The sequence below is a fragment of the Achromobacter animicus genome (assembly GCF_040775605.1).
GTDB classification, from domain to species: domain Bacteria; phylum Pseudomonadota; class Gammaproteobacteria; order Burkholderiales; family Burkholderiaceae_B; genus Achromobacter; species Achromobacter animicus.
This window is the reverse complement of record NZ_JAYGJK010000001.1, coordinates 5,567,816-5,594,357: the sequence shown is the minus strand read 5'-3', so window position 1 is coordinate 5,594,357 and position 26,542 is coordinate 5,567,816. Positions and strand designations below refer to the sequence as shown.

Genomic DNA, 26,542 nt, shown 5'->3' with positions numbered 1-26,542 from the left:
GGGAGCAATGTCAGGGTGCGTCAGATCTTCCTGCCAGCCGGAGCATGGAGGCCTTAGGTGCGGACCTTTCGAATAGTTATTCATTTTCTGGAATGTCCGTTTTGTCCTGGAGGCGGATTATCTTTGCGACGCCAAGAGTATCGAAGCTGTCCGGCCAGAAAGATAATTCGAGCTTTACGGCGGTTATCTCGTGATTGGCATTCAGTGCGATCGCACCATTAATAAATAGGGCAGCGCGTTGCTCGTCAAAGTGGATGGTGGGTTTTGTGGTTTTTGGGTTGTAATCACGGCCGGTTGTTGATTCGTTGGGTGCTAGTTCTATACCGTCAACCGTGTGGCCGCCTGAAGCAATGATTTCACCTTCCATGCCCGGCCGATATACCGTCACCGCGTATATGTGACGCGACCTGTCCAGGCAGTATCCTGGAAGCCAGATTGAGTAGTCCAAGAACACGCCCATCGGGATAGAAACGGCGTCACCATTAGACGCGTATGCTTCGCCCGAAGCTGCGATGTCCGATGCCCGTTCAAGTCTGAAGTTGACGGAAATGTCAGCGGTGACACCCAATACTGCTGCATTGAGTTCGCCGATGGCGGAATCCATATCGGCCGGGCTCTTCCACCATCTCTGACGTCTTGGCACGCCCCATAGCGTGTGGCGAGCCCACTTTTCAAAGGCTGAAGATTCTTGTTTGCTTGCCAGCCGTTTTAATCCATATGCGATCAACCCGAGCACCACCGCTAACCCCACAGGTCCAAGCAAGCTACCGCCGAAAACCGCTCCATAAACTCCCGGAATAACGGCAACCATTGAAGCCGCGGCGGCGAATTTATAAATGAGGGCGGCTTGCGTGTCTCCTGCCGAGTTGGCCCTGCGAGCAGAAAAGTGATATTCCATACCGTCCAAAATGTTTGCGACGGCGGAGATCGCTCCCCCGTAGTTGGCTATGCGGGCTCCAAGCAGTATTGTCTGCGATCGACCCGCGATTTGAACTGTTACGGTCATGTCCGGTCTTAATGCGCGGATGCCCACACCTGCGACTTCTACGCCCGCGCCCATTACGCCAATCGAGGACGACCACACTGCTGCTAGAGCCTCAGCGCTGCCGCTGTCTGGTGTTCTGATCAAAGTGGCATAGTTCTTCCGGAGGCTGTCCTGCTGAAACCACAGGCTGCCAAGCCCAAGCAGCAGATTCGCGCCTGCAGAGGCCGTTGAAACGGCGACATTGTGCATCCGTTGCATGGCCTCCCTGGCGATAGATCTTGCTTCCGCTGCGCCGATCGCGAGCTTGCCCACCAATTGAACGGCGCCGGTCTGGAGCGTGGCAGCGCCCACGCTAACGGTGCGAATCGCGTCTGCGAGGCCTCCGCTGGCGGCGCTGCGCAGCCTCTGCAGACGTTTCTCTAGCGCGTCGGCACTCTCCAGCGACCAGAATATCAAGTCGACGACCGTCCCGTGGTTGCCAGGAACAGCGATGGCAATGAAGCCGCTCACCACCATTGCGCGAATCTTTTGCGCTGCCGGCTTGCGGAAATTTTCGTCTATATGCGCGATGAACTTATCAACGCCTTCCTGCAGGATCTCGTTAAGTAGCGAAAGATACTCGCCGAGTTTCAGGGACACGATGATCTGGGTCATGTGCTGACCCGTGTATCGCAGTATGGCTGCGCTGTGCACGTGACCGACCAACGTGTGCGCGTGGAAGGCCAGTTGTTGTCCCAGCGTGTTACTGGCATTGGTCATGGCGGCAAGCAACTGGCCGACGGCCTGCTGCACGGGCGAGACCATCAGAGTCTTGCCTTCTTCTGTGCCGATCAAGCTCTTGATGGTGTCATAGAGCTTGCCAAGATCATTGCCCGTCAGCGAGGTTTGCAGTTGTTCGAGCAATGCTGTGTCTTTTGCCAGCAGCGCCTGATACAGTGGGCTCTTTCGGTCCTCCAACTGCGCTTTCCACAGCCGTTGCGTCGCACCTAATTCCTCATCGTGTTTCTTTATGACTTCGGTGGGGCCGCCGGCAAGGCAAAGCGCGAGCATCCGTATAAAGCCCTCCATCGAACGCCAGGATTCGGTGCTGTAGTCATACTGGACGGCAAGCTGGAAAGGTCTGGATAGGTATTCTTTGACGTACAACTCGCCAATGCGGTCAACAGACTTTTGCCAATTGGCTTGCGCGTTCAGATATGTTTTCTCGAAACTGGCTCGAGCACTTTCGTCGTAGCGCTTCTCCAGGCGCTCATTCGCCTCGGCCTGTTTGGATTTGGCTCTGCGCGCGGCGTCCTCTGCGATACTTCGCTGTTCAAGCAGACCCGCCGCTCCTGCTATGGGGTGGAGGATGGGCTTACGACGTTCCGCTTCTGCCTCCTTCGCCTCTTCCTCCGCTTCCGCCGTAGCCCAAACGGTCTGCAGTTCCTTGATGCCAAGCAGCGCCTGGGAAGTAAAGAACTCAAATCGTCGCTGCGGCTCTGAGCGCCACTCATGCATTTCTTTAAACAGATGGACGCGCTGCGCATTGCATTCCTGCACCACCCCTATGGGATCGGGCAGAACCAACGCCAGTACGCCTTGTTGAAGTTTTTCCCGCTGGACGATAGTCCGGACGTGGCCTTCCATTGCCCCAAGCCGATGATTGCGCGAGTAGAACCCGTGAACGCTATCGAAATCGCCGGGGCCGACCTCGGCATACTCCAACACGGAGTCCAACCCAAGGTTGTCTTCGGTCATTGCAATACCGACGCTGGTCGGGTCGTCGCGTGCACTTTTCAGATCAAGCTTGTAGAAGCGCTCCTTCGGATCCGTCCCGCCGGCGGCCTTGCCACACAAGTATTGGTTCAGCACACTCTCGGGCCAGGGATCATTTGCGATGGCGATCCATGCGGTCGAAAATTTCCCGGTGTCGATATTGATAAAGGATGCGGGGACGTCGTGATCCTTGTTGACGCAGTCCTGGCTCAGGGGGCTGGGCTCATCCCGTGGGACTTGATAGGGACGAAACTGGCGGAGCGCGCCTTCAGGCGTAACCTCGTAGGCCTGCCACTCCATCTCATCAAGCAGTACATAAAGGTATCCCTGCCGCAAGATGCGAGGCTGGTCCAACTTTATCTGAACCGTTGCCGGCTTGTCGCTGCCGTTAGGCTGTTGGCGGTATGTTTGGCCGGGTGCCGGCGCGTACGCGGCGCGCAAAGGAAGAATGGGTAGGCCAGTGCGCTCGCATGCTTTGCATGCGTCCGTCGGATTGGGCGCGGCATGGCTGATCGTTCTGCCCAACGTCGTGTTGATGCTCATGAATAGTTCTCCGTTCTGGGCAATGAGGCAAAAATTCGCTTCCACGCGGCGTCGTCGTACGCCTGGAAGCGGTTTTCCAGAGCGTGCTTGCCTTTGGCTGCGGCAAGAATGTCCCGTTCGATGTCTGGATGCTTGGGCAGTAGCGGGTGAACGCAAACCCGATACAAGCTGAGCGCAAAGATGTCGCGCTCATTCCGCAGTCCTAACTGTTGGGCATCGCGGATCAGCCGAAAGGCATGCACACCCGCTTGCGGCGGCAGTGGACTCGAGCCATTCCAGCGCCACGGCGCAAACGAAAGTGTCTGACGTTGGACAAGCCGCCAGATGCCCAGAAAGTCGCTCACCAATTGCGCTGCATGTTGGGTATGGCGAACCAAATCCGTGTCATCCTCGCCCGCCGCAGACTTGCTCCGGAGTACGGAGAAGCTCCCCCAGCTTGTTGGAAACAACCAGACACTGATCGGCGCGAGCATGGCCCCCGCTTGGGGTCCGAGTGCGCCGGCCAACAACTCCAGACGCACGGGTTCGAACCACGGGGTTGTCGCTTTTCGTACGCTGGACGAGGTGATTCGGCATTGCGTGGCAATGTGGTGTGCAGTTGGCCCCAGGCGTTCTGGGCTGGCCAGCCACCCGCAGACATAACGCTTGCCGTAATCGAGGTCTTCCTGCGTCTGGAGCGCACTGAGTTCCAGGAGACGCTGCGGTGCCGCAGCCCCGGGAGTACCAAGCTGCACCAGGGCTGGACAGAGCGCCGGCGCGTGCGCCAGGTCTGGCCTCAAAACGCGGGTCACCGCGTCTGTGCCCAGCTCGTGCACCAGTGACTCGATGGCTAACGGCCGCGTCATGCCGCATCCTGCCAACGGGTCAACAAGCAGATAGAGATAATCGCCAGGCAACCGGATTTGCTCGGCGAACGTGACGACAGGCGCCGCTATCATCGGTTGCGCTCCGCACAATCCGCGTCCAGGCCTTCAAACGCACCCCCGGACAGGGCGAGGGTGTTACCACCGCCACCCCCCTTCTGGCTCATCGGCCCCTTGATCACGATGGCGATCCCGTCGAGCGTGATTCCCGATCCATCGATCCGTATCGTTCCCCCCGGCCCTTTCAACGTCAGGCTCTCCACCGCCTGCACCTCGTAAGCCGTCGTGCGCTGCCGGATTGCCTGCCCGGCCTGCAGTTCCGAATGCCCTTCGACGGTGAGTTCCTGATGCCCGCCAATACTCACCCAATGATTCGCCGCGGTCTTGTCGCGGCGGTTATTGCCCACTTCCTCGGTACGGTCCTTGGTGGTGTAGATCGTGTGATTGCGCCCCACGGTCAAAAAGTCGTCCCGCCCGATGTCGTGCCGCCGGTCCTGGCCGATGTTGACCTGTTCGTCGTTGCCCACCGTCTCCTTGCGGTCGTGGCCGATCGTGATGGTTTCATCGTTCTCGACCTGCTCGCTGCGGTCATGCCCCACAAACGTCGACTCGTCGTTGTTGACGTGGATGTTCTGGTCTTTCTGCGCGTGGACGTAGATTTCTTCCTGGTCCTTCTCATCCTCAAAACGCAGTTCGTTGTATCCCTCGCCTTTGTGGGTCTTGCTCTTGATCGTCATCCTGGTCTTGTGGCGCGGCAGTTCGTAGGGCGGCAATTGCAGGCGGTTGTAGACGCGGCCGGTGATCACGGGCTGATCGGGGTCGCCGTCGAAGTAAGAGACGATGACTTCCTGACCGATGCGCGGTATGGCCATGTGGCCCCAAGTGGCGCCGGCGATGTTCTGCGAGACGCGAATCCAGCAGGAGCTGTACTCGTCCTCCTTGCCGAGCCGGTCCCAGGGGAACTGGACCTTGACTCGACCGTATTCGTCGGTATAGATCTCTTCATTGGGCGGGCCGACCACCACAGCGTTCTGTGGACCGTCGATGCGCGGCCTGGGTAGCGGTTCCGCGCGCCATTCGGCGTCGTCAGGAACCAGCTCCGCCTCGTAGCTGTAGTGCGTTCCCAACTGGGCCTGTGCACTTTCCTCGGCCTGACTTGTGTGCTGGATGCCACGGTGGACAATGCGCACCGGGCGCCAGCCGCGGTTCAGATCTTCGCGCGGATGACCGGTCAGGCTAAATGAAATGCCCGGCTGGAGCCGCGGGTCATTGCCTTCAACGAAAGCGACGCGCGAATCGCGGCGATGGCCGCGCAGGCGGTTCTCCGCGAAAGGTCTGCCCGCTTCGTCGAATTTGGCGCGGGCCGGGTAGTCATAGCGTTCGTAGCGGCGGCCCTGATGGCCCAGATCTCGGCCATCGCGGCTGTGCTGGTGGGTGTAGCGCGGATGGTGAAAGGTGTAGTCGCGCTGGGTCTGGCGCGCGGTGCGCACGTTCTCGGTGTAGGAGAATCGCTGCAGCGCTGGCTGCGGCTGGTCGCCGCCGGGTGTGGGGTTGTACTGCACCGGCTCGTCGCCGACGCGGCCGTGTATGAAAAGCCGGTCGCTGTGGATAAGTTGATGGCCTTCGGCACCATGACGGAAGGAATAAAAAAATCCTTCCTCGCGCATGATGCGTTCGACGAAGTGATAGTCAGTGTCGCCCGCTTGCACGCAGTATTCGCGCGCCTGATGTTCGGTGGTGCCGCGCTGCTCGTAATCCTGGGTAAGACCATGCGCCTTGAGCACCGCCTCGGTGATCTGCGGGACGCTAAGCGACTGAAAGATGCGCCAGTCGGAATTGAGCTTTAGCCGCGCCAGGCGCGGCTCGACAATCGCCGAGTAGCGCGTACGCCGAAAACCCGTGTCGCCCTGAACGAACGACGAGACCGCGCCGTGCACGTAGCGCACGGGCGTGGGGCCGTGCCAGATCGTAAGCAACGCGGCGCGGTCCAGGACTGCGCCGAAATCGATGGCGGGGTTGCCGCTGGCCAGGTCCACTTCCAGCAGGAAGGTCTCCGACAACCCCTCCTGCAGCGTGAATTCGACGACCTCGAAGGACTCGTCGCCGATGGCGAATGTAAAGCGCAGATCAGATTGCGTGGGCATGGTGTCTTTATCTCCGTTTCGGTGCGAGCCAGGTCACTGCTTGAGGATGCTCTCTAGCGAATCCAGCACCATCTGCGTGGCGGCGCCGAGTTTCAGGGAGAAGTACAGATAGGCGCCGGCGATAACGGCCGCCGCCACCGCCCAAGGCGTCCACAGCGGCCACTGTCGGTGAAGCTTGCGACGAAGCCTGGCGATGTTGGCGGGTGCGTCCACCAGCCGTTCGGGCGCGTCTCCTCGCAGTTGCCGAAGCTGCTCATGCAGCTTGGTGATGATGGCGTTGAGCGTGTCTTTGTTGTTGTGCTGCTGGCCATACTTGCCCTGGTAACCCAGGCACAGGCACAGATACTTGAACTCGAGCGCATCGCGGTATTTGGCCGCGTCCATCTGCATGCGCGCCAGAACCGTAAAGAACTTCTCGCCGCCCCAGGTTTCGTTGTGGTGGTAGCTGAGCAGTGACCGGCCCTTCCAGCGCGATCCCACCCCCCACGGCGTGGCCATTACCGCCTCGTCGATGAAGGCGCACAGGGCATAGCGGAATGACAGTTGCGTCGCCCCGTCGTAACCAAGCTGCCGGACTTCTTCGGACAGCGCAGTGATATGGTCCCGCACGTTCTCATAGAGCCGGCTGACATCTTCCTGCGGCAGGTCCATCATTCGGCGTAGTCGAATCACCAGACCGAAGAGCGGCTGGGCGATGTCCACCAGCGGGTTGATGCTATGGCCGCGCAATTGAAACTGCAGGTCCTCGTCTGCATTGATGCGAAACACGCCGTCGTACAGGACACTCTCGGGGTCATGAACAATGGGATCACGCGGCGCGCGCATGAAGTCCTCGGGCACGTCGGGCAGGGAGGAACGATTGGAAGGCGTGTCGATACGGTCGTTGCCGACCACCACGGTTTGGCTCATCTCATTGACTCCGAATGGCCCAGAACTGCAACTCCAGCTCCGGGAAGTCGCCGGTGATGTGGAAGCCGAAGCCGGTTGATCCTTGTGGCATCAGGCGCTGCCAATGCGGATGCGACCGGTCGAGCTGGAAATAGGTGAAGCCGGCATGGAAAGGCAGATGGCGCGGCGCGACGGGCAACGTCATCAACGGCACGCCGGGCAACTGCAGGCGGATCAACTCCTGCAGCAGTTGATGCGACGCCACCTTGGCCTGGCGCACGAACTGTTGCCGCATCTGTTCCAGGGGCATGCGCGCACGGACCGCCAGGATGAAGTCGGCGCTTTGCAGCAGGCTGGGGTCGTGGAGTTGCGCGGTGTAGACGCCGTGACCCTGCATGTCCAGCGGGAGCGACACGGCGCGGGGCTGCAACACGGTGCTGAGCACGCGGCGCAGGGTCTCCTTCAGCATGCGGAACGACGTCTGCGGCGAGTCGTGCTGATACGCGGGGTAGTCCTGCGGCAGCCGGCCCTCGTCAGTGAAGGTGGTCAGTTCGCCACACGCCTGACCGCACGCCAGATACGCATCGACCGGACGGACGTCCGCGTCGCGGGCCAGATGCCGGAACAGATGCTGCCAGCGGTTCAGCGACTGCAGCAGGTTGAAGTCGGTGATATCCGCGACCCCGGATTGGCCCGGAGACCCGATCCGGTGCGCGATGCTTTTCGCGCGCTCGTGCATCAGCGCGGCGATCTCTTCCATGAAATGCGCCAGCGGCCGGATGGCCTGCAGATACATGCCCGTGATGTGAAAGTCGCTGTCCAGCAACAGGCTGCCATCGGGGCGGCGGTCCAGAATGCGGCTCAGCGCCAGGCCGGTGAAGGCGCTGCGGTCGTCTCGTTCCAGCGCCAGTTGCAGGTTGGGCACGGCCAGCGCGATGGGCGTGTGATTGCCCTGATGGCTATGGGTGTCGCGGATGTCTTCCGTGCGATGGATGTAGCGGGCGTTGCCCAGCGTATCAGGCCAGCGGACCTCGGATATGCCGTCCGAACGTAGCGGCAAGGTCAGGTAGACCGTCTGGTTGGCGGCCGTTGCGTCCAGAATCGACAGCGGTTCGGGCGGCGGCTGGTCGTGCGGAATGTTGAAGGCGGTGCCGTCGGGCATGATGCCGCGGGCTCGCACGATGGAGATCTTGCCGAACGACAGGAACTCCTGATTCAGCTCCAGCTCGGAAAAGCCGTAGCAGTATCGGCTGCCCATACGCACGTTGATGTAGTGCTCAAGGTATCGGTCTGTCTGCTGGAAATGCTGGGGTTTGACGAATTGCCCTTCGCCCCAAACGACGGGATTGCGGCTGGTCATGGCTGTTTTCTCGCTTGATTGCGGGCGCGCGGGGAGGTCTTTTCGGGCCGGTGGTTTTCGTCGGTGATGGCGACGCGGGTGTCTTGCAGGGTGACCAGCAAGGCGTACTTGCGGCTGCGCGGTTCGACCCGGAAAACGTCGTACCAACGTTGCGCGTCGGGTGCGTTGAAGGCTGCGACGACGGCGACGTAATGGGTGTCTTCGTCCAGCTCGTGATAGTTGATGAACTTGAATTGACCGGGCGCGAGCATGTAGTCGTCGGCCGTGATGTACGTGCTTCCCAACGCCTTTTTCGGGGCGCTGCGGACCAGGTCGGGATCGGCGTTCTCAAGCAGCGAATCGTCCTTGAGCTGAATCACGCGAAAGGCGATGGGCGTGGCGTTGACGTGATCCTTGGCCGCAAGCGCTGCGGCGGGCGCAAGGGGTACGCCATCGCGATATTGGCCCAACGCGACATCGAGATCGGGACTGGTCGCGCCAATGCCGATCCCGGCAGCCGAATCCTGCGCGTCTTCACTTTTGCGCAAGTGCCATTGCACAGGAAAGGGGGCCCGGCTCGTCGCCACGCTGTCTGCCCACAGGCGTTCAAGCGCGGTACTGACGGCGACGGAGCGCGGCTTGAATGTTCTGGTGAATCCGGACCTGACCAACGTACTTGGCCGGTCTTCAGATGCCGCTGCCGTCGAGGCGTCTTGATGCAAGTGATCTAGCAACGTCTGCAGACTGTGGACCAGGTCTTCGCGGGATTCGCCCTGCACATTGACCGAGAACGACCGTTCATCCGACATAGACGAAGCCGGATCGACGTCCGGCTCGGCCACGGGGTTGGGATTTACGTCTTTGGCGGCGTACAGACTCAGCGCCACTTGCGTCGGCTGATCTTCGGGCGGGCCGACCTGAATGCTCGGATCCATCAGGACCTGACCCGTCTTGGTGAGCACGTTGCCGACCGTGGTGCAGCCGGAAAGCAACGCCACGATGCACAAGAGTCCAACTGCTGGCCTCATGGTTCTTCCTTGCGCAGCGCCTGGTCGTAGGCCTGGTCAAAGACTTCCCAGAACAGTTTGTCGAACCCCTGCTGTCGGCTGGATTTGAGCTCTTCGTAGTAATGCCGGTACATCTGCCACGCCCAATCGCCGGGCAACGCCTCGGGGTGCTGGCCGGACCGGTACCGGGCGAAGCGGCGTTCAAGCTGGTCGGGCGCGAATGCCTGCAGCAATGCGTTCAGGCCCGCAGCAACTGCCGTGAGCATCGCGCGATGCTGTTCGCCGATCTGCTCCAGCGATTCCTCGACGGCGGCGGTGGGCGACAGGTGAACCATGCTGCGGTCCCGGGAAAAGAGCGCGCGCACGGTCTCCGGGTAGGTCTGCGCGAGACGCAGCGGATTGTCTTCGATGGGCTGCAGGGTGCGTTTGGCCAGCGCCAGTCCCTGGCCTTCCGGCGTGCGGTTCAGCGCGGCGAGTCCGCGGATGAGCGCGGCGAGGGTGGTGCCGGCCTCGAACAGCAAGGCATGCGCGGCGTGCGGGTCCAACGCACCCACTGGCGCGCCCAGACCCTCGACCAGCGGTCCCACAAGGCCGGCCGCATCGCCAGTCTGATTGAACTGACTCTGGATCCATTGATCGGATGCGCCAGGGACTGCAGAAGAAGGGGGGTGTCCCGACATGGGGGGATCTCCGAAGGCATGCAAAGGGGAGCCGGATACGGCTTCGAATCGGGTGGTGGACAGGTCGGCCTGCGCGGCCAATTGGGTTTGCCCGTAGTGGCGGGAATCCAGCACAGCGGCGTCGCTGGCCAAGGCGGAATCCGAGCGAGCCGCCTCTTCAAGCGCCAGCAAGGGATCAAGACGTCCCTGCGGCGGCGTCGCCGACAAGGCGTCGAATTCCCGCCAGCCATGCTCGCGGGTCTGGTCTGGCGCCGGGGCATCGTTGCGGTGCGGGGGCAGGGGGTCGATAGGTTCATTCGACGTCCCCAGCAGCTCGGTCACATCATGTTCAGCGAGGTGCCGGGCAGGGTCGGGCAGGTTGAAGGTCTCGTCATCCAGGTTGACCGTCAGGCGATAGGGGCCGACATGAAGGATGTCTCCCCCGCGCAGCCGGGCGCCGACCAGTGCGCCCAGCGGATCCGTCTGGTCGTTCACTCGCGTCTGGCCGCAGCGGTCGATGACGAAGTAACTGCCGTCTTCGTAGCGGACTTCGCAGTGGATGGACTGCACGCGGCCGGACCGGTCATGCAGGATCCAGTCCGCCCCGTGAGCGCCGATCGTGCCGCCGGCGGTGTCAAACATGCACCGGGGCTGGCTGCCCTTTTGCAGGGCTTGCGGATTGTCGACCACCAGGGCAAGGCGATGATTGGAGGGTGTGGGTTTCATGTGCGCAGGGTGACTCTGACGGGCGGCGGGAGGGTCGTGGCCGGCTGTTCAAGAAAGCTGGTCCAGCCCAATTGGGTGCCGTCGGCGTGCCGAAGATTGAAGGGAGGAACTTCGTCCTGACGCAGGCCAAGTTCAAGGTCGCAGGGCACCGGGTCTCGCAGCAGGAACACGACAAGCTGGCGCAGGCGTTCGAAGTTTTCACCTGCCGGCAGGAACTCACGGAAGCGGTCCTGGCTCAGGCCCGATATCACGATGACGAAGCTGCAGTGCCGGGTACGGACGCTGTCGCCGATCTGGAAGCTTTCGCTGAGCTGGCCGTTGCGCCGGCCTAGCCGGATGCGGTCGGAGTCGTCGATGAGCGTGTGGCGCAGTTCGAAATCGCGGATCTGCACGTCCTTCAGATCAAAGCAATGCGCGATCAGCCCGGCCAGCATGGTCGGCGAGCGGCTGCGCAGGACCACGGCGCCTGCGAAGCTCAGCAGCCGGCTCCAGGCTATTGGCGTGTCGCCGCGCGTCGCGTCATGCTTCAGGCCGATCAGCGCGAAGATCCGCCGCGAGAACTGATCGTCCGCACCGCGCCGGAAGCGGATGTAGTACCGGTATTTGCGCCAGGCCTGGTGCAGTAGCGTCAGCAGGCGATGATTGAAGAAGTCCAGGAATGCCGGGCGGATGCCCACGCCTTGGCCGGCCTCGTAGGCCAGACGGTCCAGGTAATAGCTGGGCAGCGGGGAATCCGTGCCGTGCATGCCGAAGAACGTGGCCTGCACCCGGTACTGGTGCGGAACGTGATTCTCCAGCCGTTCGGCCAGGGCGACGTCGGAGGCCGGAAAGCCAAGCCCGGCGTGATTGCCGAGCAGGACGCGCTGGTGATCGGCATCGAAGCTGTCGGGCGATTCCAGATCGTCCTCGTGCAGCGCATGCAGGCGTTCCAGAAGGCAGAAGAAGTCATGCCTTTTGGCCTCGGCCAGCAATGCGTCGCTTAGATCAGGGGCTGCGTGCCGCTGCGCATGGGCCATGCGTAGTGCTCCTGATTGGTGGTGTTGATCGCTTCCAGCACGTGGAACGACGACAGGCTGGCGTACAGCGACAGGAAGTGGCTGAGCACCGTGCCGAACAGGTAGAGATCGCCCTCGCAGGAGAAGCCGTTCTGGTCCAGCTTCAAAAGGGTGCGAGTGCCCCGGATCGGCAGGCCCTTGTACATCCGGTCAATGGGCTCGCTGACTACTTCCTGCAGGCCGTCCAGGCGCTTTTGCGTGGTGCGGGCGCGCTGAATATCGTGGTGTGCCGAGAAGTCGTAGTTGCCGATGATCGCCTTCAGCGGTTCGGCCGACAGCAGCGACAGGTAAGTGGGCGAGAGGTTGGAGATCAGGCTCCAGTGCAGATCGCCATCCAGGACCGGACGGTACGGCGGCGTGGGCGTGGTCAGGTTTCTGAAGCGGACAAACGCCGGGGTGTCCCGCAACCCCTCGCGGATATCGCCCACGCCCAGCGCCAGCGGGTAATCGCGGTTGGTGCACGTCAGCGCGAGCGACACCGTCTCTTCCCGCCCGATGTAGTGGTGATCGTCTCCGCGCACGAAGGCGATGCGGTGCTCGACGCCGGAATCGACCAGGGATGACGACAGGCGCGTGCGGTAATACAGCGTGGTGCGGCCGCGTTCGTGTTCGATCTGATGGCGCAGCGATTCGAAGGGTTCGTAGGTGCGCAGCCATTCGCCGGGTTGCGCGCTGTCGCCGTTCTTCCATCCATCGACCTTGTCGATACTGAAGATTTCGTACGCATCGGCCCGCTGCCCGCCGGGCATGAGACGGTGCTCGGCAGCCTTGCCTGTCAGGCGGATGGGTTCGGCATCGTGTTCGAACAGGTTTACCGCGGGCGTGCAGTACAGCGCGATGTCGCCCTTGCGTACGCGCACGTCCGCCGGCATGGGCCGCGTGAAGTGGAACTCGATGCGCACGTTTGTCGTGGGCTGGTCCGGCCAGAATTCGAGCAGGTGCGTCAGGGAGAAAAAGTAGAAGCGCCTGGGAAAGAGGAAATATTCCTGGAGGATGCGGTAGCCATCCATGGCGTTCTTTGGGTACGGCAGCAATGCAGCGTCGGAATGGAATCCGGGAAAGCCGATCTGATTGACCGGTATGTGTCGCACCGTACCTGCGGACTCCATGCGGATCTCGCCCAGGTACTTCGCCAGCCACAGGTAGAGCGTTTGCGCGGTGTAATCGCTGCCGCTCAGATAAAAATCCAGTTTGTCGCAGCCAAAGGTGTTGGGCGGGTTCTGGCTCAGGGTGGCGAGGTCGACGCGGACAATCGACTTTTCGAGCGAATGGCCGTCATCGACGTCCGCGACGTCGAACGGGAATATCGACACGTCCTGGCAGGTGCGGAACCGGCACTGCACGCCGTCCACGGGCCGCGACTGAATGCCGGTGCCGCGCGGCACGGTCTGGCGGCCGGTGATGGAATGGTCGGTGGGTTCGAACTGCATGATGGTGGCGCTGGGCAGGGGCCGCAGATAGTTGGGCCATAGCATCTGCAGCATCGAATGCGTCAATTCAGGAAAATCGTCCTCGATCTTGAGGCGCAGCTTTGCGGTCAGGAAGGCAAAGCCTTCCATCAGGCGCTCGACGTCGGGGTCGGTCGCTTCCTCGCCAAGAAACGGCGCCAGCTGCGGGTTGTTGCGTGCGAAGACGCGCCGCAAGCGGCGCAGGTAATCCAGTTCCTCGCGGAATTTTCCCTTCAGTGGCATCCGGTCAGCCTCCCATGGCTACGTGCTAGGTCACCCTGACCTGTCGGCCTTGATGGTGAAAGAGCAGGCTGATTTCCACCTGCTCTTCCAGGTTGTTCACCGGCACCCGGCAGACCAGCCGAAAGCCGAGGTTCAGCGACGCGTCCGTCCCGGGAAGCGGCCTGACTTCGACAACGCGCGCGCGTGGCTCGTAGGCGGCCACCGCGGCGTGGATGTCCAGACAGACCTGTTGGCGCAGGTCGACGGCGCCGATGGCCGCGTCGTTCAGATCGCGCAATCCCAAACCAGGGCTGCTCTGCGAGCTGCCCTGGCGGGAATTGAGGATCCATTCCAACTGGCGCTTGATGGCGCGGATACGCTCGGCCGCCATTTCCTGGCGGGTGCGGGTGCGCCGCGGCGGAAGGTCCGGATCGAGGCGTTCGAACAGGCTTCCGCGCCCTGGGGACCGGGGCATGGCTCAGCTCCCTGTCAGTCCTTGTCCAGGCGGCCGACCAGCGACAGTTCGAAGCTGGCGCCCATGTACTTGAAGTGCGGGCGAACCGACAGTGCAACCTGATACCAGCCAGGATTGCCGGCCACGTCTTGCACGACGACCCGGGCGGCGCGCAGCGGACGGCGGCTTCGGACGTCGCTGGTGGGGCTTTCCTGGTCGGCGACATACTGGCGCAGCCAGTTGTTGAGTTCGCGCTCCAGGTCCTGACGTTCCTTCCAGCTGCCGATCTGCTCGCGCTGCAGCACTTTGATGTAGTGCGCCAGGCGATTGATGATGAACATGTAGGGCAGCTGCGTGCCCAGCATGTAGTTGGTCTGCGCGGCCAGGCCTTCGGGCGTCTTCTGGAACACCTTGGGCTTTTGCACCGAATTGGCCGAGAAGAACGCGGCGTTGTCGCTGTCCTTGCGCATAGTCAGCGGAATGAAGCCTTCGCTGGAAAGTTCGAATTCCTTGCGGTCGGAGACCAGGACTTCCGTGGGGATCTTGGCCTGCAGCTGTCCCAAGGATTCGTACAGGTGCATGGGCAGGTCTTCCACCGCGCCGCCGGACTGCGGGCCGATGATGTTCGGGCACCAGCGGAACTTGGCGAAGCTGTTAGTGACGCGGCTGCCCATCAGGAATGCGGTGTTGCCCCACAAGTAGTTGCGGTGATCGCCGTCGATGGCTTCTTCGTAGGCGAAGCTGCGCACGGGGTTTTCCAGCGGGTCGTACGGCTGGCGCAGCAGGTAGCGGGGCATGGTCAGGCCCAGGTAGCGCGAGTCTTCGGATTCACGCAGGCTGCGCCACTTGGCAAAGCGCGGGCCTTCGAAGATGTCTTTGACTTCCTTCAGGTTGGGCAGCTCTTCGAAGGATTCCAGGTTGAGCATTTCGGGTCCGGCCGCGCCAAGGAACGGTGCATGCGCCATGGCGCCGACGGAGGCCAGGTAGCCCAGCAGCTTGATGTCGGGCGCGGAGGGACCGAAGTTGTAGTTGCCGATCATGCAGCCGATCGGCTGGCCGCCGAACTGGCCGTAGCCCGCGGTGTACACATGCTTGTACAAGCCGCTGCGGGTGATGTCGGCAGCGCTTTCAAAGTCTTCCAGCAGTTCGTCCTTGGTGACCGGCACGAACACGACCTGGATGTTTTCGCGGAAGTCCGTGCGCTGCACGAAGTCGAACAAGGCGCGCCAGATGGATTCAAGCTGCTGGAATTCCGGCTGATGAAGAATGGCGTCCATCTGCTTGCTGAGCTTGCGGTCGATCGCGGCAAGCATCTGGTCCACCAGTTGCTTGTTGATCGGTTGCTCGCGGGAGTCGGACTTGAGCATCTCGGACACGAATGCGGCGACACCGCGCTCGGCGACCGCATAGCCCTCCTGGCTGGGCTCGATGCGGGTCTGGGCCATGATTTGCGCCAGCAATCCCCCTGGGGGCTGGCTGGCGGCGTGTTCCTGGATCTCGGCGGTTTGGGCTTTGGTCATCGGTGCGTCCTTGAAAACCTGAGGAGTGCGGTTGAGAAGGTGCCGGGCATCACGCCTGCGGCGCCGCCAGGAGTTGGTCGAGTTCCTGGGCCAGCTTGCCGCGTGCGCTGTCGTCACCCAGCAAGGTCTGGATCTGCTTGCGGAACGCCGGGATGTTGCCCATGGGGCCCTTCAGCGCTACGAGCGCTTCGCGCAGTTCCAGCAGGCTCTTCAGTTCGGGGACCTGGCGGGCAATCGCGTCAGGACCGAAATCCTTGATGTTCTTGAATTGGAGGTTGACGCTGAGCGTGTCGCTTTCGCTGCCTTCTTCGAGCGTGGCCGGGACGTCGACTTTGAGGCTGAGGCCGGCTTCGGCCATGACTTCGTTGAAAGTGTCCTTATTGATCTGGACAGCGGGGCGATCTTCCAGCGGCGTTTCGTCGGCATGCCCCTTGAAGTCTCCGAGCACCATCACTTTGAGCGGGAGTTCGATTTCCTCTTGCTCGTCGCCTGTGGCGGGGATATAGCGGATATTGATCCGTTCTTTTGGTGCAACTGAACCAACTTTCGATGCCATGGGTCACTCCTTTTAGATATTCAAACGACGCTAGCGCATGGAGATATGAAGCAAAAAAAAGCTGCCTATTCTGATCCGCGGCTTAAAGCTTCGAACATATGAAAAGTTCGAAAAGCTGTCGGGATTGTTCGGATTCATATGGGAAATATGCGCGGCAATAAGAAAAGAAAGTCGGCCGGCTGATATTCGAATTAGTCCGATTGATGCGCTCCTCTGGCTGTGGTTTCTTAATGCGCTCGGTTTCTGTAGCGCTTAAACCATAAATGGTGAGAAAACCCATGGCCACGAGGAATATCCGGCATGATTTCCGTTGATCTGTCTGCCTTGCTTGACCGATTGCACCCGGTGGCGCGACACGCGCTCGAGGAAGCCGGCAGTCTCTGCATCCGCCAGCACGGGGCAGAGGTCACGGTTGCCCACCTGCTCTATAAATTTCTGGAACAGCCAAAATGTGATGTGCGCTGCGTTCTGGCAAGTACGGAATTTGATCTGGATGCGTTGCGCGAGGCGTTAGCCAGCACGTTTCCGAAACTCGACGCAGGGCTGGGGCATGCATACCCCTCGTTTTCTCCCTTGCTGCTCGAATTGATGCAGGACGCCTGGCTATTAAGCTCGGTGGAATTGGAGCAAACCGAAATACGGACTGGCGCGCTGCTGCTGGCCGCGTTGCTGAATCCGGGGCGATATCTGCCGTTTCCCGCGATCCGGTTGTTCGAATCGATTAATCGCGAAACGCTGCGCAAACGTTTTCGCGAATTGCTGGCCGGTTCGTCGGAAGCGCCCGTCCTGGAAGATTCCTCGCCAGCGCAATCGGCAACGGCGGCCTCCGACAGCGCGCTCAGCAAATACGGCCAAGATTTCACGGCCCAGGCGCGCGCGGGCAAAATCGATCCGGTTTTGTGCCGGGACGCCGAGATCGATCTGATGATCGACATTCTTTCGCGCCGCCGCAAAAACAATCCGATCGTGGTGGGCGAAGCAGGGGTCGGAAAAAGCGCCGTGGTCGAGGGCCTGGCAAGGCGCATTGTCGAGCAGCGCGTTCCTGCGCCGCTGCGCGACGTGACGTTGTGGGGGCTGGATCTAGGCGCCCTCCAAGCCGGCGCCTCTGTCAAAGGCGAGTTCGAAAAGCGCTTGAAGGCGGTCATCGACGAGGTCAAGCATGCGTCCAAGCCCATCATCCTGTTTATCGACGAGGCGCACACGCTGATCGGGGCCGGTAACGCGGCAGGCGGCAGCGATGCGGCGAATCTCCTGAAGCCCGCTCTCGCGCGCGGAGAACTGCGCACGATCGCCGCCACGACCTGGTCCGAATACAAAAAATACTTCGAAAAGGATCCTGCGCTCACGCGGCGTTTTCAACTGGTGAAACTGGACGCGCCCAGCGTGGAGCAGGCCGTGCATATCCTGCGCGGCCTGCGTGGCATTTATGAGGACGCGCATCAGGTCTATATCGCCGACGATGCGCTAAAGGCTGCTGCGGCGTTGTCGGCACGTTATCTCTCGGGCCGCCAGTTGCCGGACAAGGCGATCGACGTGCTCGACACCGCCTGCGCGCGCGTCGCGACGGCGTTAGCCGAGTCACCGCGACGCCTCGCTTCACTGGAAAACGAATTGCGGCAGGTGGATGCCGAGGCCGACCAGCTCTGGCGGGATGCCCGCGCCGGACGAAAGCCGGATACCGGCAGGCTGGCCGCGCTGGATGTCGCGCGGCAGCAGATTCAGGACTCCATCGAACAGTTGCAGGCCGCGTGGCAGTGGCAGAAGACGCTGATTGACGAGATCATTTCCCTGCGCGCGGGCGAGCTCCAGGAAGACACGTCACAGCGGCTGGAAGCGCTGGTCGCGCAATTGGCGGACCTTCAACGCAACGGCGCCTTGTTGCATGCAGACGTGGGCGCCGAGCAGATTGCTCAGGTGATTGCGGACTGGACCGGAATTCCCGCCGCCACAATCAACAGCGACCAGTTCCACCGCCTGGACAAGCTGCCCGAGACGCTACGTCAACGCGTCAAGGGGCAGAACGCCGCCATCGACACGGTGCACCGGCGCCTGTTGACCGCCATGGCCGATCTGCGGCGCCCCGGGACGCCAATGGGTGCCTTCCTGCTGGTGGGGCCGAGCGGGGTGGGGAAAACAGAAACTGGCTTGGCCGTCGCCGACGCGTTGTTTGGTGGCGAGCAGTTCCTGACCACCATCAACATGTCGGAGTATCAAGAGAAGCACACCGTGTCGCGCCTGTTGGGGGCCCCGCCGGGATACGTTGGTTACGGCGAAGGCGGTGTACTGACCGAGGCCATCCGTAAGCGGCCCTATTCGGTGGTGCTGCTGGATGAAGTCGAGAAAGCGCACCCGGAGGTGCTCAACATCTTCTATCAGGCCTTCGACAAAGGCGAGCTTGCCGACGGCGAAGGCCGTCGCATCGACTGCCAGAACGTGCTGTTCTTCCTGACCTCGAACCTGGGCTTCGATCAGGACGGCGGCCCGCTTGCCGACCTCGACGCCGAGGCGCTGCGCGAACACCTTGCAAGATTCTTCAAGCCGGCACTGTTGGCGCGCATGCAGGTCGTGCCATTTTGCTATCTGGACGAGGCCACGCTTGCCGAGATCGTCGAAAGCCGCCTGCAACGCATCGAAAGACAGTTCAGCGACCGCTACAGCGCGCAATTGACGATCGAGACATCAGCACGGGATGAATTGCGCGCGCGTTGCCTGCGTCACCAGAATGGCGCACGGCTGCTGGATGCCAGCATCGACGGCGACATGCTGCCGCCGTTGTCGCTGGCCGTGCTGAAGTGCCTGGCCAGCGGGCAGCGCTTCCGCCGTTCCGCAATCAGCTGGAATGGTGCGGCCTTCGACGCCGTGGTGGAGTAAGCGCAATGTCCTTGAGTGCTCAAGGTGCCGCCGCGCTCGCCCGGACATTGGTCCAGGCCAGCGGCATTGCGTCCCTGGCCGACCGGTTCCTTAAAGCCGTTTGTTCGGCGCCGGGGATACGTTACGGAGTCTGCTACTGGCGCGAGGCGGCCGGCGACACCATCCGGCCGATCGCCAGTCATGGCGTCGCGCTGGACCTGTTGCCGGCATACTCCTTGCTCGATCTCGACAACCCCATCACCCACTGCCTGACCACCGCTCAGGCCCGTCATGTCGCGCGTCTGGACAGCATGTTCGGCGTCGCGGGCGGCTATGAGGAACTCCGCGAGCGGCTCGCTGCCGCAGAGGCATGGCTGGTGGTGCCGCTGCTGGATGCGCGTCAGAAGGCTGTGGCGGTGTTGTTCCTGGCGGGAACGGCGTCCGGGCTCAGGTCCTGGACGGCGGACCCCGCGTGGCAGGAACTGTGCAGGTTGTATGACGCCGTCTTGAATGGTCTGCTCGATCGGCTAGGTTCGGTCGAGCTGACGCAGACGCGCCAGACCATGCACCACCAGCAGTCCGAGACGCGCGGACGCCGGCGTCTGCTGTCAACCGGCTTTGTCGGCACCGGACAGATTGCGCGGCGGCTGCGCGAAGACATGCTGCGTTTCGCCGACTCTTCCTTGTCGTTGCTGGTCACCGGAGAAACGGGCTCGGGCAAGGACCATGCCGCCTGGCTGATCCACCAGGCATCCGCGCGCAAGGGCAAGTTCGTGCCGGTGAACTGCGCGGCCATCCCGAAGGACCTGATTGAAGCGGAACTCTTCGGCGCAACCCGAGGCGCCTACACCGGGGCCACGCAGGCGCGGACGGGGCTGGTCGCGGAAGCCGATGGCGGCACGTTGTTTCTGGACGAAATCGGGGATATGCCTTTGAGCCTGCAGGGCGCGCTGTTGCGCCTGCTCAACGAAAAGAAGTACCGGCCGGTGGGCGCAACGCGAGAGCTGCCGTCCAACTTTCGGTTGATCTGCGCCACCCATCGGCCTTTGCTTGAACTGGTGCGGGACGGGCGGTTCCGAGAGGACCTTTACTTCCGTGTCTGCCAACTGACGCTGCACATTGCGCCCCTGCGCGAGCGCCTTGAAGACGTTCCGGCCCTGGTGGCGCACATTCTGCTCGAGCACAACCGGGCATTTCCCGGCCGCGTCGCCGGAATTTCCGACAACGCGATTGCACAGCTCCAACGTCATCGGTTTCCCGGCAATGTCCGCGAGCTGCGCAGTCTGGTGCTCGCGGCCGCGGAGCGAACGCCGCCCGGCAAGCGCATCCAGACCAACCGGCTGATCGAGCTGACAGACGGCACGCACAAACCCGTAATCGATGACTCCGGCGAAGCCCGCCTGCAGCGCCTGTGGCGTACCGAAAGTCTGCCCGACGCGCTAGCCGCGTTCGAGCGCTTGCTGCTGGAAGACCGCTTGCGTCAGGCCGCGGGCTCCCGTCGGGTAGCCGCGCAAAGCCTGGGGATTCCCAAACGCACCTTGGCGCGCAAGTGCCTTGATATGAATCTGACTGGAGAGGAAGCAATATGAAGCCATTCGGGGCGCTCCTGCTGGTTGCCGCCGTGCTCGTGGGCGGCGACGCGGCCACGGACGCGGTGGCGGCGGGCCGTAGTTGCAGGACCATCGTGTCGGCAATCGAACGGTTGGCCTGTTTTGACGCCGAAGCGGGTACGCCGCCCGTTCCTGCTGCGGAAATGGCGACACCGTCCACCGTGGCGCCAACCGCCCAGGCATCGGCCACCGCGCCTTCCATGGTTCGGGTGCCGGACATCGTCGGGCTGGTGCAACGCAACGAATCCCGCCGCAAGGCAGATCACGCCGGCGTGCTGCTGCTGCGCGTCGGCGATGCCATACCGGGCCAGGACAAGGTCGTCATTTCGGCGCCGGCCCAGGCGGGAAGCGAGCCTCGGCCGCTGCTGGCAATCAGTTGCCTGCAGAACATTTCTCGCTTGCAGCTCATCACCGCCGAGCCGCTGGTCGTCAGCCGCGTGAGCATCCGCGTGCTGTTGGACGGGCGGCCGATTTCCGACCGCCGGCCGTGGCAGGTCGTGGAGGACGGCACGGTCACGGATGCGGGTCGCGGCCTGGTCGCGATCGAACAGCTTCGTCATCTGACCCGCGCGTCCCAGCAGATGCAGCTTGAAAGCGACCATGCCGCGTTTCACGGGCTGTCGTTCGACACCGTGGCGCTTCACGAGCTGATGGCGCAACAACGCGAGGCTTGTCATTGGTGAGCACGTTTCCCACGCTGGACCTCGACGCCATCCTGTCACCCATCTCGCCGCATCAGCCGGCGGGCGAGTTCGACGAGGAAGACAACGCCTACCAGGGTGTCGAAAGCGAAATGATGAAGCTCGGCGGGCTGCAAGAGGCGACCATCGACTGGAGCTATGTGGATTCGGCATCGCGACAGTATCTGCAGTCGCAGTGCAAGCACCTGCGCATTGCCGCGCAATTGGCGACCGCTCGCATGCGTTCAGGCGGTTGGCGCGGCTGGGCCGAGGCGGCGGGCGTGTTGGCCGGCATGACCAGCCGGTACTGGAGCACCAGCCATCCGAAGCCGGGCGCGGCCGGGTTGACGGCCAAGCGGCGCCTGATGTCCCAGCAGCTGGAGCGCCTGGGAGAGGCGCTGGCCAAACTGGACGGCAAGGGATACGCCGACGAGTTCTACAAATCTGGCCAACGGGCCTTGGACACGCTGCAGGGCTGTGCAAGCGAATCCAAGCTGGACGTGCCGACGCTGACTCGCCTGGAGGCGCAGCTACGGCTGAAGGCGGAGGCGACACGCGCGCCGGAGCTGGCCGATGCGCACATGGAGCTGTCGGCGCAACCCACCGGGATCACAGAGGCCTTCTTCACGCCTATGACCATGGCGCAGGGCAACGAGCGTGAAACGCGCCGTTCGCTGTTGGCCGTGGCCGACCTCATCAACCAGCAAGACGCCTATGACCCGACCGGCTATCTGCTGCGCCGCTTCGCCTTGTGGGCGCACCTGAGCATTGCGCCATCGACTCGAAAGGACACCATGCGGACGGAGCTGATGGCCGTTCCCGCCGAAACCGCCGAGGCCTATTGGGACGCGCTGAAAGCGAATGCGGTCGATCCGGCGCTTCTGCAGCGCGTGGAAAAAAGTATCACTTCGTCGCCGTACTGGCTGCGCGGCAGCTTTCTGGCTGCCGGTATCGCCCGCCGTCTGGAAATGCAGAACGTCGCCGAGGCGATCCGCCAGTCCACCGAGCGCTTTGTGGCCAAGCTGCCCGCGTTGGTGAAGCTGCAATTTGCTGATGGCCGCGCTTTCGTCGATGGCGAAACGCAGTCGTGGATCAGCGGGGCGGATGCGGACACCGCGAAGCTGGGCGCCGGCCATGAGTACCCGGCGTTGCGCGAGGAGCTGCGCGAGGTGTTGGAAGCCAACGGGGTGGAGTCGATGCTCAAGCGGCTGGAAGCCATCCAGAAGACGTCAGCGGATCCGCGCCATGGTTGCCATGTCATCACGATCGCCGCCGAACTGCTCGGCGCGCGGGGATTGGCGTGGCTGGCCGATGGCTTGTATGCCCGCGCCCATCAGATCATGCAAGACGCATCCGCGGCGCAATGGGAGCCCAGTCTGTTCGGCCTGCTGGGGCGCCACGTCAACGCCGCAATCGAATGCAAGAAACAGGAGCAACCCCATGTTTAAGATTTGGTCGACAGTGAAACGCTATGGCCAGCCCCTACTGAAATGGACAAAGCAGGGCATGCCAGTGGCGTTGCTGCTGATGCTGGCGCTCGCCTTGGCCGCCATCTGGTGGTTGGGGCCGATGTGGACCTGGGATGAGTACCAACCGCTGGCAAGTCTGACCGCGCGCGTGCTGGTCACGCTCGTGCTGATTGCGCTGCCCTTGCTGGTCTGGGCCATCAGGCTGCGCAAACGGAATCTCACGCTGGAAGCCGAGCGGGCACAGACGCAGAAGCAGCAAGACGATCCCTGCTTGCGCTACGTGCAGGCGCAGGAGCGGGACCTGGACAAGAGCCTGAGCGTGCTGCAGGCAAACCTGAAGGGCCGCAACGCGCTTTATCAACTTCCGTGGTACCTGGTGCTGGGACAGGAAAACGCGGGCAAAACCAGCTTCGTCAACCGGTCTAGCCAGACATTTTCGTTGACCGGTGAGGTCAAGGCGGGCAGTCAGCGCCTGCAGGACGACCCGGACCGGATCTATCGCATTGACTGGTGGATCGGCGATGACGCGGTGCTGATCGACCCGCCGGGCGAACTGATCAGCCAGCCGCGAGTGACGGCGGAAATTGAAGCGTCTGCGGCGTCCGGAAATACTGAAGCGCCAAGGCCGGGAGACGCTGCGGGACCCGCGCTCCTGCCCGAGGCGCTTCATTCCCGTCTGTGGGATAGCTTTGTGAGCTGGCTCGGGCGCAATCGCAGCCGCCGTCCGCTCAATGGTGTGGTGCTGATGGTCAGCCTGGTCACGCTGCTGAATCAGCAACCCAGCGACCGCAAGGCGCTGGCCTCGTTGCTGCGCGCGCGGCTGGCCGAACTGAGCCGCCAGCTCGGCACGCGTCCGCCGCTGTATGTCGTGCTGAGCAAATTCGACTTGCTTGAAGGATTCGAGCCGCTGTTTGCGCGGCTGTCCAAGTCCGCTCGCGAGGACATCTTTGGGTTTACGTTCACGCTGGACTCGGTGCAGCGTTACGATGCGTGGCGGGATGAACTGGGTGCGCGGTACGACGAGTTCCTGACGCGCCTGAACGAGCAGGTTTTTGATGCGTTGGCCGACGTCCGCGAATTGCGTCAACGGGAAGCCCTGTATTCGCTGGTGCGGCAGCTGACCGGCATGCGACCGCTCTTGATGGAGTTCCTGACCGATGTGCTGGGCAGCGATCGTTACATCACACCGGCGCTGCCGCGTGGCGTCTTTCTGTCCTCGGTCTATCAGCAGGGCGTGCTGACCAATGCATTCGTGGCGTCTGCCTCGCAGAACTACGATATCCGCGAGCCCGTTCCGGCCACGCATCCCAGCGGCCGTGCGATGGTTTACTTCGCCCAGCAGCTTTTTCAGCGCGTCATCTATCCCGAATCCGGCCTGGCGGGCGACAACCCGCGTGTGCGTGCCGAGAAGCGGCGCGCGCTGGCCTTGCGCTTCGGAGTGGCGTCGCTGGGCAGCGCGGTGATCCTCGGCGGTTGGTATCACTACTACGCGGTGAACCGGGACAAGGCCATGAGCGTTCTGGAGCGCAGCCGCGCTTATAGCGCCCACGCCATCGACGGCAAGCTGGACACGACGGGCCGCAATCTGCTTCAGCCGCTGGATCAGATCAGCAGCGCGGTGGCAGTGTATGGCGATTACCGGGAAGCGTGGCCGCTTGTGGCGGACATGGGTCTGTATCAGGGATGGCAGATTGGTCCGAAGGTCGATCAGGCCTATTTGACGCTGCTGTCCCAGCGATTCCTGCCTGCGCTGGCCAATGGGGTGATGGAGCACCTCGACGGCACTTCGATCGACAGCGACGCGCAGCTCGAGGCGTTGCGCGTTTACCGCATGATTGAGGATCGTCCGAACCGCCGGCCGCCGGTAGTGGAGCGTTGGATGGGGCGGCAGTGGGCACAGGCTTTCCCCGGCGAGGACAAGGTGCAGCGTGCGTTGATGCGGCATCTGGACTACGCGATGAGGTATGCCGACACGCTGCTGCCGCAGTTTCAGCAGCGCGTGTCCGTCGTGCAGCGCGACCTGCGGCAGATTCCGTTGCCGCAGCGCGTGTACATGACGATGCGCCGTCAGGCGGGCGAATTTCTCAGGGCGCCGCTGGATCTGCGCAATGAAATCGGCCCGGCCTTTGATGTGGTCTACCAGCCGGCGGCTGCGGCCAAGGCAGAAACGGGACAGCCCGCTTCCGATGGCCGTATCGACGCGCTGTTGACGGCCAAGGGATTTCACAATTACTTCGCGCCGCACAGCCAGGATCTGACCGAACTGGCGATGATCGATCAGTGGGCGTTGGGCGAGCGGCGCAATATCGATTATTCGGAAGCCGACAAGCGCGCATTGGCCGAGCGCATCCAGGCCATCTACGGCCGTGATTACATCGACACCTGGCAGCGCAACCTCAACCAGCTTGAGGTTCGGGATTTTCATGATCTTGCCGAGGCGGTCAATGTACTGGGTACGGTGACGAGTCCTGCGGCGCCGTTGCGCCGGCTGGTGGAAACCGTGCGCGACAACAGTGAACTTGGCGCCAACACCCCGGCCGTCACGGGTGCGCTCGACGGGAAGGGCGCACTGGTTGCGCAGGCTTCTGGCGTGGCGGAAAAGGTGGCAGCTGGCAAGGACGAAACCGGCGCGATATTCGGGATTGCGCGGGCGTTTGCGCCGATGAGCCAACTGTTGCAGGCGAAGGGCGATCGGGCGTCGTACCTGGACGAAACTCTGGTGGCGATCGGTAGCGTGCAAGACAAGGTGCGCACGGTGCACGACAGCCCGGACCGCGGCAAGACGGCGCTAGACGTGGTGCTGGAGCGCTTCGGGCTGAAAGGGCCGGATCCGATCAGCAATCTGCAGCGCATTGCTGCGGGTCTGCCCGAACCGCTGAACCGTCAGGTGGGCAAGTTGGCCGACGAGTCGTCGCGGGTGATTCTGGTGGAGGCATTGCGCGAGCTTGAGCGTCGTTGGGACATCGACGTGTATCGCTTTTATCGCGAGCGGTTGGCGAATCGTTATCCGTTCAATCCGACGAGCCGCGAGGAAGTGGCGTTGGACGATTTCACGGCGCTTTTCGGCCCGCAGGGGCGTTTGCAGCAGTTTCGCGAGAAGTACCTGAATCTGTTCATCGAGGACAACCTTGAGGCGTTGTACTCGGAGCGGTTGGGCGGGTATCTGGTGCGCAATGACGTGCTGACGCAGCTTGAAGCGGCCGAGAAGATCCGGGACGCGTTCTTCAATAGCCGCGGCACGTTGGGTGTGCATTTTCATGTGGAGCCGTTGGGAATGGCGCCGAGCAAGCGCAGCAGCTCGCTTAGCGTGGAAGGGCAGTTGGTGACTTACAACCACGGTCCGACGACCAGTACGGCGTTGATCTGGCCGAACACGCTGGCGTCCAGCAATGAAAGCCGCATGACGTTGGTGCATGCGGGGGGCAGCAGCAGCGGACTGGCTTATCGCGGTCCGTGGTCGCTATATCGGCTGCTCAGTCAGGCCCGCCTGAACGGTGCGACGAGCTCGAGCGTCGATATCAGCTTTGCTGCGCCGGACGGCGGTATGCGCTATCGCATCAGTACGGAGAAGGCGAACAATCCGTTCACGCAGCCGTTGTTCAAGGGGTTTGCCTTGCCGAAGACGCTTCTAGAGGATGGCGTGCGCGGTAACGATGCAGGAGGGCAGAGTGCGGGGGGCAAGGCTGGCGGGAAGCAGGCTGCCTCGCCGGGTGGCATGCCTGCGCGGGTGGCTCGGCAGGTGGGGTTGCCGGTAGGCGGGGTCCGGTGA

17 protein-coding genes are annotated in these 26,542 nt (G+C 62.4%); 5 read left to right on the top strand and 12 right to left on the bottom strand.

The features are described 5' to 3' along the window. Nucleotides 1–76 precede the first annotated feature (76 nt). The 12 genes from AB3147_RS25495 to tssB are packed head-to-tail and all read right to left on the bottom strand — an operon-like array spanning nt 77 to nt 16,164. Nucleotides 77–3,283 carry a T6SS effector BTH_I2691 family protein gene (locus tag AB3147_RS25495; RefSeq protein ID WP_367353325.1) on the bottom strand — a complete coding sequence of 1,069 codons (3,207 nt, stop codon included), beginning with the start codon at nt 3,281–3,283 and terminating at the stop codon, nt 77–79. Continuing rightward, the gene (locus AB3147_RS25490; protein WP_367353324.1) at nt 3,280–4,221 is read right to left on the bottom strand and encodes a hypothetical protein; all 942 of its coding nucleotides are present in this window, start codon (nt 4,219–4,221) and stop codon (nt 3,280–3,282) included. The genes AB3147_RS25495 and AB3147_RS25490 overlap by 4 nt, the downstream gene beginning before the upstream one ends. Further along, nucleotides 4,218–6,290: a type VI secretion system Vgr family protein gene (locus tag AB3147_RS25485; protein ID WP_367353323.1), complete on the bottom strand. Its 2,073-nt coding sequence runs from the start codon at nt 6,288–6,290 to the stop codon at nt 4,218–4,220. The genes AB3147_RS25490 and AB3147_RS25485 overlap by 4 nt, the downstream gene beginning before the upstream one ends. A 33-nt stretch (nt 6,291–6,323) precedes the next feature. Further along, complete coding sequence (gene icmH / locus AB3147_RS25480; RefSeq protein ID WP_218342726.1) at nt 6,324–7,199, bottom strand: type IVB secretion system protein IcmH/DotU; 876 nt, start codon at nt 7,197–7,199, stop codon at nt 6,324–6,326. A 1-nt stretch (nt 7,200) separates the two neighbouring features. Further along, a complete protein-coding gene (tssK, locus tag AB3147_RS25475; protein ID WP_367353322.1) occupies nt 7,201–8,538 on the bottom strand; it encodes a type VI secretion system baseplate subunit TssK in 1,338 nt (445 codons plus the stop codon). Beyond that, the gene (tssJ, locus tag AB3147_RS25470) at nt 8,535–9,545 is read right to left on the bottom strand and encodes a type VI secretion system lipoprotein TssJ (RefSeq protein ID WP_367353321.1); all 1,011 of its coding nucleotides are present in this window, start codon (nt 9,543–9,545) and stop codon (nt 8,535–8,537) included. Before tssJ ends, tssK begins: the two co-directional genes overlap by 4 nt. Then, nucleotides 9,542–10,909, bottom strand: coding sequence for a type VI secretion system-associated FHA domain protein TagH (gene tagH / locus AB3147_RS25465; protein WP_367353320.1), 1,368 nt, complete (start codon nt 10,907–10,909; stop codon nt 9,542–9,544). Before tagH ends, tssJ begins: the two co-directional genes overlap by 4 nt. Next, nucleotides 10,906–11,925, bottom strand: a complete 1,020-nt coding sequence (gene tssG, locus AB3147_RS25460) for a type VI secretion system baseplate subunit TssG (protein WP_175184829.1) — start codon at nt 11,923–11,925, stop codon at nt 10,906–10,908. Before tssG ends, tagH begins: the two co-directional genes overlap by 4 nt. After that, complete coding sequence (gene tssF / locus AB3147_RS25455) at nt 11,889–13,655, bottom strand: type VI secretion system baseplate subunit TssF (RefSeq protein WP_367353319.1); 1,767 nt, start codon at nt 13,653–13,655, stop codon at nt 11,889–11,891. The genes tssG and tssF overlap by 37 nt, the downstream gene beginning before the upstream one ends. A gap of 25 nt (nt 13,656–13,680) precedes the next feature. Next, nucleotides 13,681–14,109: a type VI secretion system baseplate subunit TssE gene (tssE, locus tag AB3147_RS25450; RefSeq protein WP_175122238.1), complete on the bottom strand. Its 429-nt coding sequence runs from the start codon at nt 14,107–14,109 to the stop codon at nt 13,681–13,683. A 14-nt stretch (nt 14,110–14,123) separates the two neighbouring features. After that, nucleotides 14,124–15,608: a type VI secretion system contractile sheath large subunit gene (gene tssC, locus AB3147_RS25445; RefSeq protein ID WP_239215099.1), complete on the bottom strand. Its 1,485-nt coding sequence runs from the start codon at nt 15,606–15,608 to the stop codon at nt 14,124–14,126. Nucleotides 15,609–15,657: 49 nt separating this feature from the next. Then, the gene (gene tssB / locus AB3147_RS25440; RefSeq protein WP_105240884.1) at nt 15,658–16,164 is read right to left on the bottom strand and encodes a type VI secretion system contractile sheath small subunit; all 507 of its coding nucleotides are present in this window, start codon (nt 16,162–16,164) and stop codon (nt 15,658–15,660) included. Nucleotides 16,165–16,464: 300 nt separating this feature from the next. Between tssB and tssH the strand changes: the two genes are divergently transcribed. From tssH to tssM, 5 genes are read left to right on the top strand one after another with little or no spacing between them, the layout of a single operon-like run. Further along, a complete protein-coding gene (tssH, locus tag AB3147_RS25435) occupies nt 16,465–19,035 on the top strand; it encodes a type VI secretion system ATPase TssH (RefSeq protein ID WP_367353318.1) in 2,571 nt (856 codons plus the stop codon). A gap of 5 nt (nt 19,036–19,040) precedes the next feature. Beyond that, nucleotides 19,041–20,603 (top strand): sigma 54-interacting transcriptional regulator, encoded by a 1,563-nt coding sequence (locus AB3147_RS25430; protein WP_367353317.1) that lies wholly within the window; start codon nt 19,041–19,043, stop codon nt 20,601–20,603. After that, complete coding sequence (gene vasI / locus AB3147_RS25425; RefSeq protein WP_367353316.1) at nt 20,600–21,307, top strand: type VI secretion system-associated protein VasI; 708 nt, start codon at nt 20,600–20,602, stop codon at nt 21,305–21,307. Before AB3147_RS25430 ends, vasI begins: the two co-directional genes overlap by 4 nt. Further along, a complete protein-coding gene (tssA, locus tag AB3147_RS25420) occupies nt 21,304–22,752 on the top strand; it encodes a type VI secretion system protein TssA (RefSeq protein ID WP_367353315.1) in 1,449 nt (482 codons plus the stop codon). Before vasI ends, tssA begins: the two co-directional genes overlap by 4 nt. Then, a complete protein-coding gene (gene tssM / locus AB3147_RS25415) occupies nt 22,745–26,542 on the top strand; it encodes a type VI secretion system membrane subunit TssM (protein ID WP_367353591.1) in 3,798 nt (1,265 codons plus the stop codon). Before tssA ends, tssM begins: the two co-directional genes overlap by 8 nt.

What these genes read in the sequence shown, in the direction of transcription:
- tssC (WP_239215099.1), bottom strand. Translation starts at nt 15,608, where the DNA reads ATGACCAAAGCCCAAACCGCCGAGATCCAGGAACACGCCGCCAGCCAG.
- AB3147_RS25430 (WP_367353317.1), top strand. Translation starts at nt 19,041, where the DNA reads ATGTCCTTGAGTGCTCAAGGTGCCGCCGCGCTCGCCCGGACATTGGTC.
- icmH (WP_218342726.1), bottom strand. Translation starts at nt 7,199, where the DNA reads ATGAGCCAAACCGTGGTGGTCGGCAACGACCGTATCGACACGCCTTCC.
- tssB (WP_105240884.1), bottom strand. Translation starts at nt 16,164, where the DNA reads ATGGCATCGAAAGTTGGTTCAGTTGCACCAAAAGAACGGATCAATATC.
- tagH (WP_367353320.1), bottom strand. Translation starts at nt 10,909, where the DNA reads ATGAAACCCACACCCTCCAATCATCGCCTTGCCCTGGTGGTCGACAAT.
- tssF (WP_367353319.1), bottom strand. Translation starts at nt 13,655, where the DNA reads ATGCCACTGAAGGGAAAATTCCGCGAGGAACTGGATTACCTGCGCCGC.
- tssJ (WP_367353321.1), bottom strand. Translation starts at nt 9,545, where the DNA reads ATGAGGCCAGCAGTTGGACTCTTGTGCATCGTGGCGTTGCTTTCCGGC.
- AB3147_RS25490 (WP_367353324.1), bottom strand. Translation starts at nt 4,221, where the DNA reads ATGATAGCGGCGCCTGTCGTCACGTTCGCCGAGCAAATCCGGTTGCCT.
- tssG (WP_175184829.1), bottom strand. Translation starts at nt 11,925, where the DNA reads ATGGCCCATGCGCAGCGGCACGCAGCCCCTGATCTAAGCGACGCATTG.
- AB3147_RS25495 (WP_367353325.1), bottom strand. Translation starts at nt 3,283, where the DNA reads ATGAGCATCAACACGACGTTGGGCAGAACGATCAGCCATGCCGCGCCC.
- tssM (WP_367353591.1), top strand. Translation starts at nt 22,745, where the DNA reads ATGTTTAAGATTTGGTCGACAGTGAAACGCTATGGCCAGCCCCTACTG.
- vasI (WP_367353316.1), top strand. Translation starts at nt 20,600, where the DNA reads ATGAAGCCATTCGGGGCGCTCCTGCTGGTTGCCGCCGTGCTCGTGGGC.
- tssH (WP_367353318.1), top strand. Translation starts at nt 16,465, where the DNA reads ATGATTTCCGTTGATCTGTCTGCCTTGCTTGACCGATTGCACCCGGTG.
- AB3147_RS25485 (WP_367353323.1), bottom strand. Translation starts at nt 6,290, where the DNA reads ATGCCCACGCAATCTGATCTGCGCTTTACATTCGCCATCGGCGACGAG.
- tssK (WP_367353322.1), bottom strand. Translation starts at nt 8,538, where the DNA reads ATGACCAGCCGCAATCCCGTCGTTTGGGGCGAAGGGCAATTCGTCAAA.
- tssE (WP_175122238.1), bottom strand. Translation starts at nt 14,109, where the DNA reads ATGCCCCGGTCCCCAGGGCGCGGAAGCCTGTTCGAACGCCTCGATCCG.